The sequence below is a fragment of the Legionella tunisiensis genome, from assembly GCF_000308315.1.
Taxonomy (GTDB): domain Bacteria; phylum Pseudomonadota; class Gammaproteobacteria; order Legionellales; family Legionellaceae; genus Tatlockia; species Tatlockia tunisiensis.
On sequence record NZ_CALJ01000203.1, the window covers coordinates 61 to 6,687 of the forward strand.

Sequence of the window (6,627 nt, forward strand, 5' to 3'; positions counted from 1 at the left end):
ACTTCCGTATAATGTAATGCATTACGAAGTTATTACGCTGTCTGCATTCATCAATAGCGCCTCTACCACCAGTTTAAGTTCATTTTCATTCATGATGAACAGCCTGTATATAAATTGGTGCATAAGCACTCGCTTGACTAATCAGCAGTAATGATTGTCGCGCCAATTCCAAAATAGCCAGAAGTGTTACGGCTAGCCCCATCCGGCCCTCTTTCTGATTAAACAAGTGGGTAAAGGATACCATTCCTTCTTGTTGTAGTCTCTCCAATACAATCCCCATTCGCTCTCGGACTGACAAAGGCTCACGTACTATTTGATGATGACTGAGATGACTATGTCGTTTCATTAAATCTCGCATAGCCACCGTTAACACTGAAAGCTCTACATCAGGATGGACAATGGCTCGCTCAATGAGTTCCGAACTAATCGAAAAACGAAAAACATCACGCTCACAACGTGCCAAGGTATCTAATTGCAAGGCTGCATTTTTAAACTGCTCATAGGTTTGCAGTTTTCTCACCAATACAAGTCGCGGATCCTCTTCAATTTCCTCGTCTTCGTTGATCGTTGGTGGCAGCAATAAACGTGATTTTATTTCTGCAAGCATTGCCGCCATGACTAAATAATCTGCCGCCAATTCCAGCCGATGCGATTCCATGAGTTGGATATATTGCATGTATTGTTGGGTAATATGGGCGATCGGAATATCTAAAATATCAATATTATCCCGCCGTATCAGATATAACAGCAAATCAAGCGGCCCAGAAAATGACTCCAGCAAAACTTCCAGTGCATCTGGGGGTATAAACAAATCTGCCGGCGCCTTAATAACAGGCTTGCCAGCTACAATGGCCAGCACAGAAGAAGATTTTGCCGACAAATCAGCTTCCATCAATAATCCAAACCCATGACTTCACGAACGTCTTCTAACGCTTTAGTTGCTTCTTCTCGAGCCGCTTCACTACCCTCAGCGACAATCCGCTTCACCGATCCCAGATCCGACTCATACTCTTTGATAGCTGCCTGGATGGGTTGTAATTCTTGCCCAATAGAGTCAATCACTGGCCGTTTACAATCGATACAACCTATACCAGCTGAACGACAGCCAGTTTGTACCCAATCTTTTACTGTCTCGGAGGAGTATATTTTATGAAATTGCCAAACCGGACACTTTTCCGGCTCACCAGGATCAGTACGTTTGACACGAGCAGGATCGGTTGGCATGGTTAAAATTTTCTTCTCAACCTGCTCTGGCTCTTCGCGCAAACTAATGGTGTTGTTGTAAGATTTCGACATCTTTTGCCCATCTGTACCAGGCATTTTAGAGGTTTCGGTTAATAAAGGTTGCGGCTCAGGTAAAATTATCTTTCCAGAACCATCCAAATAACCAAGTAAACGTTCCTTATCACCGATTGAAAGATTATGCTGATTAGCTAACAACGCTCTTGCTGTATTTAAAGATTCATGACAACCATCTTGTTGAAATTCTTTCCGTAATTGGCTGTAAAGCTTGCTATTTTTTACCCATTTTTTATGGCTTCAAGCGCTAATGCTTCAAAATTAGGTTCACGACCATAAATAAAATTAAAACGGCGGGCTATTTCGCGTGTTAATTCAATATGAGCAACTTGATCTTCACCGACGGGAACATAATCAGCTTTATAGAGTAAAACATCCGCGCTTTGCAAAAGCGGATAGCCCAAAAACCCGTAAGTTGCTAAATCTTTGTCATGTATTTTAGTTTGTTGGTCCTTGTAGGTAGGCACACGCTCAAGCCATCCTAAGGGAGTAATCATTGATAATAAAAGATGCAACTCAGCATGTTCAGGAACCCAGGATTGAATAAAAATTTTCGATAGACTCGGATTAAGACCACAGGCCAACCAATCAACCACCATATCCCATAATATAGTCTCTATAAAACCAGGCTCGTCGTAACGTGTCGTTAAACCATGCCAATCGGCTACAAAGAAATAACAGTCATATTGATGTTGTAATTTAAGCCAATTCTTCAGAACACCATGGTAATGACCCAAATGCAAACGGCCACTGGCACGCATCCCCGATACGACTCGTTTATTAGGACTAAATAAAGCTGACATCTAAATCCTTAACTATTTAACAAAATTATTAAATTTTTCCTTAAATGGAAGCATCCAAAACGGAGTAACTTTAAGGCTAATTATCTAAAAGGCTCTGGATCGCCTCTCCCTTCACGCAATACAACTGGATAGTCGCCAGTTAAATCAACTACGGTAGTCGGTTGATATCCACAATTACCACCATCAATAATTAAATCCGTCTGATTGCCAAGCAAATCTTTAATCGCTTCTGGCTCACCAAGTGGAGCTGTTGCTCCAGGCAATATCAAGGTCGTACTCATTAAAGGCGTTTCAAGACATTCAAGTAACGACAAGGTAATGTTATTTTCAGGTACACGTAAGCCCAAGGTCTTGCGTTTGGGGTGTAACATCAACCTTGGAACTTCATGAGTTGCATTCAAAATGAACGTATAAGAACCAGGTGTAAATGCTTTAAGTAAGCGAAAAATTGAATTTGAAACTTTTGCATAAGTCCCTAATTGAGACAAATCTCGGCAAACCAATGTCATGTTATGATTTTTACCCAATTGACGCAAACGTCTAATTCGCTCCAAAGCTGCCTTATTACCTAATTTACAACCCAAAGCATACCCTGAATCAGTGGGATAAACCAAGATCCCTCCCTCTTCAATGATAGACGCCGCTTGTCTCAATAAGCGCGACTGTGGATTATCAGGATGAATTGCAAAAAACTGACTCATAAACTCCCCTGTTAAAGATTCCATTGCTGCCATATAGGTGTACAGTTTACCGGTAGTTGTTGCTGTCTTCCAAGAGAAATACGCGATAAAGTATCACCATGATAATCTGAGCCTGTTGAAGCATATAGCTGAAAACGTAAACACAACCCAATCATTTCTTGTATTTGTGTTGTCGTCATTTCCCCTGAAACAACTTCAAGCCCAGTACCACCAGCCATTTTAAACGCTACAATCAATTCTTGCAGCCGTGTGCGTGTTAAAGAGTATTTTAGAGGATGGGCCAGTACCGCCTGCCCCCTGGCTTGCACAATTCCTTCCACAGCTTCAGTCAGACTAAGCCAGGGGGTTGCTACATAAGCAGGTCTCCCTCTGCCAAGGTAGCGTTTGAACGCAGTCTGCCTATCAGAGACTAAACCTTCGTCGATAAATAATTGTGCGAAATGCAGTCTGCCAATTCGTTCATGACCAGCAAGTTTACACGCTTTTTCATAGGCATTATCAATACCACAAATTTTCATTTGTTCAGCGATTTGCACAGCACGTCTAATCCGACTTTCGTTTTGCTGTCTTATCAAGGCTAAAATAGTGTCATCATCCGGAGAAATATTTAAACCGACAATGTGAATATCATATTTTTTCCAACGAACACTAAACTCAATGCCGTTAATGATGGTAAGAGACAGATTGCTTGCTGCCTTGTGTAGTTCATCCGAACCGGCCATTGTATCATGGTCAGTCAAAGCGAGCATTTTGATGTTAGCTTCAACCGCTTTATTCACTAATGCGGCCGGGGTAAGTACTCCGTCAGAAAAATTACTGTGGCAATGTAAATCAATCATAGGTGGCTGGATAATGAGAACTTGGATTAATCAATAAACAATTTATCTATATAGTATACCTGATGAAAGGAAAAAATTGTTATTTATATTACCTCCAATTATAGTGGAAGCAACTTCGTTCATAACTACAGGTATCTTATGATTATCATTTTAGTCGAAGATAATATCGTCAATCAAACAATGATGAAGCAGATATTAGCAAATAACTTCAAGAATTCCATTGTTAAAGTGATAGGGGACGGTGAAACAGCAATTGCCTTTTTTAATGGCAACCTGCATTACGATTTAATTATCCTTGATGGTAATCTGGGAAGTAAGACAACCAATGGCCCCGAAGTCGCGCAGGCAATCGTTAATGCTGGGATAAATACCCCCGTGGCATTATGGACTGATGACAAAGCTACGCGAGAGAAAATGGAAAAGGTTTTTGGCCATGAATTGCCTTGTATAGAAAAAGCGCCACTTAACAAAAATAATATCATTAGTGTTGTAAAAAATATTTTAGAACTAGCGTCTGAACCAATAACACAGAGGCGCCAGACTTATTAATTAAGATCGGTAGAGTTATTCGTTAAAAAATGCTTTGAAATTCATTGCGGCTTGCGAACTAACCCATTTATGCACTATTCTTAACATATGCAGAACAAACTTTAATACAACATTGAGTAGTACACTACAGAGCGAAAAAGTTATCTTCCCTCACCTAAGTTCACAACAGTTGGCAAATTTGTGTGGCGTCTTGCATGAAAATATCAATCTCTTGGAAGAATATTTTAATGTGACCATTAAAATTGGCCATGATGGCTGCATTTTATATGGTCATTCAGCCGCTAACTTGCATCATGCGAAACAGCTTATTAAGCAACTACATCAACTATCTAATCAACCAATACCTGCTGAATTAATAAATTCTCTATTAAACAACAAGGCACCACAAGACATTATGACCCACTCGATAAAATTAAGTCGTAAAACCATACAACCACGAAATAGTAAACAAGCCGATTATCTTAAAAGCATCAATACCCATGATATTATTTTTGCCGTAGGTCCTGCCGGTACTGGGAAAACGTATCTGGCAGTCTCCAAGGCAATAGAATGCTTTGAGAAAGGTGAGGTGCAGCGTCTTGTTTTTGTTAGGCCTGCAGTTGAAGCCGGTGAAAAACTAGGCTTTCTGCCTGGCGATCTTGTTGAGAAAGTTCTACCCTATCTTCGTCCTATTTATGATGCCCTTTATGAAATGATCGGTTTTAAAGAAACACAGAAACTTATCCAAACCGATATTATTGAAATCCTACCTCTGGCCTTTATGCGCGGTAGAACTTTAAACGAAGCGTTTATTATTCTTGATGAAGCCCAAAATACCACCATTTTACAAATGAAAATGTTTTTAACACGCATGGGTTTTGGTTCTAAGGCAGTCATTACTGGAGACATGACCCAGATAGATTTGCCCAAAGGAACCGATTCAGGCTTACCTCATGCAATTAAACTCTTGGCAGATGTCCCTGAAATTAGTATACATACCTTCACCAGCCGTGAAGTAGTACGACACCCTTTAGTTTCCCGCATTGTTGATTGCTATGATAAAATTACCAAGGATAAAAAATAATGGCTTACCACATCGATCTACAAAATGCTTGTAATGCCTCGATTCCAGTCAGTGATGAAAAACTTATTTCCTGGGCCAAATTACCACTTATTGATCACCTGCAAACAGCAGAATTAACCCTGCGCCTTGTTGATGATAAGGAAATGACCCAATTAAATCATGCTTACAGACAACAAAACAAAGCCACAAATGTACTTGCCTTCCCTAGCGCTATTCCGGCTGGAGTTGAGCTTGAATACCCATTGCTTGGCGATGTCATTATCTGTCCATCGGTTTTACAGGCAGAAAGTATTGAGCAAGATAAATCCCTGACGGAACATTGGGCACATATTGTCATTCATGGGGTCTTACATTTATTAGGTTATGATCATATTCAGGATAGTGATGCTGAAATCATGCAGTCCGCTGAAATTAAATTGCTTGCCAAACTTGGTTTTCTAATCCTTATCACATAGAGAGTAGTCATATTGAGTAAAGAGGATGATACTGGTTCATGGTTTATGCGTTTAAGGCAATTTTTACAGATTGAACCGCAAAATAAAGAAGAGTTAATTAGTTTGCTGCGTGATGCACACGCTCGCTCACTAATCGATTCAGAAACCTTAAGTATGATAGAGGGTGTTATCCAATTTGCCCAAATGCGCGTGCGTGATATTATGCTGCCCAAAAATCAAATGACTTGCATTTCTCAAGACGATGAATTGAAAGATATCATTGATATCGTTACCAGCTCTGGCCACTCTCGTTTTCCGGTTACAGGTGATAATAAAGACGAAATTATTGGTATCTTACATGCCAAAGATTTACTCCGTTACCAAGCGGAGCGAACAACCGATTTCGATTTACATGATATTATCCGTTTCACTACCTTTGTACCAGAAAGCAAGCGACTTGATTTATTACTTAGCGAATTCCGTAATAACCGCAATCATATGGCGATTGTTGTTGACGAATATGGTGCTGTAAACGGCTTTGTCACGATTGAAGATATTATTGAACAAATAATTGGTGACATTGAAGACGAATTTGACATCGATGAAGAGGCCTATATCAAGGCACATGGAGATGCTTATTATATCGTTAAAGCACATACTCCCATTGAAGAATTCAATGAGCAGTTAGAAGCTAATTTTAGCGATGAAAATTACGATACCATTGGTGGTATCGTCATGAGTACTTTTGGCTATTTACCTAAACGAGGCGAAGCGATTACAATTAAGGAGTTTGAATTTAAAGTTATTAATGCAGACTCTAGACGTATTAAGCTACTCGCCTGTTTTGATAAGCGTAAAATAGCAACAAAGACATAACGCCAAGGACAACTTAGTAATGAATAACAGCATCTTAATTGTAGATGACGATACGGAACTTAC

At 39.9% G+C, this 6,627-nt stretch carries 7 protein-coding genes and 1 pseudogene; 4 read left to right on the top strand and 4 right to left on the bottom strand.

The window, feature by feature from the left end:
- Positions 1 to 85: 85 nt before the first annotated feature.
- The 4 genes and pseudogenes from BN58_RS12160 to BN58_RS12175 all read right to left on the bottom strand — a co-directional run bounded on the left by BN58_RS12160 (position 86) and on the right by BN58_RS12175 (position 3,642).
- Positions 86 to 892: a segregation and condensation protein A gene (locus tag BN58_RS12160; RefSeq protein WP_019217076.1), complete on the bottom strand. Its 807-nt coding sequence runs from the start codon at positions 890 to 892 to the stop codon at positions 86 to 88.
- Positions 892 to 2,102, bottom strand: a pseudogene (locus BN58_RS37035) (tryptophan--tRNA ligase). Before BN58_RS37035 ends, BN58_RS12160 begins: the two are co-directional and overlap by 1 nt.
- Before the next feature lie 80 nt (positions 2,103 to 2,182).
- The gene (locus tag BN58_RS12170) at positions 2,183 to 2,803 is read right to left on the bottom strand and encodes an L-threonylcarbamoyladenylate synthase (protein ID WP_026069437.1); all 621 of its coding nucleotides are present in this window, start codon (positions 2,801 to 2,803) and stop codon (positions 2,183 to 2,185) included.
- Between the two features lie 11 nt (positions 2,804 to 2,814).
- Complete coding sequence (locus BN58_RS12175) at positions 2,815 to 3,642, bottom strand: PHP domain-containing protein (protein WP_019217078.1); 828 nt, start codon at positions 3,640 to 3,642, stop codon at positions 2,815 to 2,817.
- A 138-nt stretch (positions 3,643 to 3,780) separates the two neighbouring features.
- Here BN58_RS12175 and BN58_RS12180 point away from each other — a divergent pair, with 138 nt between their 5' ends.
- The 4 genes from BN58_RS12180 to BN58_RS12195 all read left to right on the top strand — a co-directional run bounded on the left by BN58_RS12180 (position 3,781) and on the right by BN58_RS12195 (position 6,564).
- Positions 3,781 to 4,191: a response regulator gene (locus tag BN58_RS12180; RefSeq protein WP_019217079.1), complete on the top strand. Its 411-nt coding sequence runs from the start codon at positions 3,781 to 3,783 to the stop codon at positions 4,189 to 4,191.
- A 178-nt stretch (positions 4,192 to 4,369) separates the two neighbouring features.
- Complete coding sequence (locus tag BN58_RS12185) at positions 4,370 to 5,254, top strand: PhoH family protein (RefSeq protein ID WP_019217080.1); 885 nt, start codon at positions 4,370 to 4,372, stop codon at positions 5,252 to 5,254.
- A complete protein-coding gene (gene ybeY, locus BN58_RS12190; protein ID WP_026069439.1) occupies positions 5,254 to 5,709 on the top strand; it encodes an rRNA maturation RNase YbeY in 456 nt (151 codons plus the stop codon). Before BN58_RS12185 ends, ybeY begins: the two co-directional genes overlap by 1 nt.
- Before the next feature lie 45 nt (positions 5,710 to 5,754).
- On the top strand, positions 5,755 to 6,564 hold the full coding sequence (locus BN58_RS12195) for an HlyC/CorC family transporter (protein WP_198009886.1): 810 nt from the start codon (positions 5,755 to 5,757) through the stop codon (positions 6,562 to 6,564).
- Positions 6,565 to 6,627 lie beyond the last annotated feature (63 nt).

What these genes read in the sequence shown, in the direction of transcription:
- BN58_RS12160 (WP_019217076.1), bottom strand. Translation starts at nt 892, where the DNA reads ATGGAAGCTGATTTGTCGGCAAAATCTTCTTCTGTGCTGGCCATTGTA.
- BN58_RS12170 (WP_026069437.1), bottom strand. Translation starts at nt 2,803, where the DNA reads ATGAGTCAGTTTTTTGCAATTCATCCTGATAATCCACAGTCGCGCTTA.
- BN58_RS12175 (WP_019217078.1), bottom strand. Translation starts at nt 3,642, where the DNA reads ATGATTGATTTACATTGCCACAGTAATTTTTCTGACGGAGTACTTACC.
- BN58_RS12180 (WP_019217079.1), top strand. Translation starts at nt 3,781, where the DNA reads ATGATTATCATTTTAGTCGAAGATAATATCGTCAATCAAACAATGATG.
- ybeY (WP_026069439.1), top strand. Translation starts at nt 5,254, where the DNA reads ATGGCTTACCACATCGATCTACAAAATGCTTGTAATGCCTCGATTCCA.
- BN58_RS12195 (WP_198009886.1), top strand. Translation starts at nt 5,755, where the DNA reads ATGCGTTTAAGGCAATTTTTACAGATTGAACCGCAAAATAAAGAAGAG.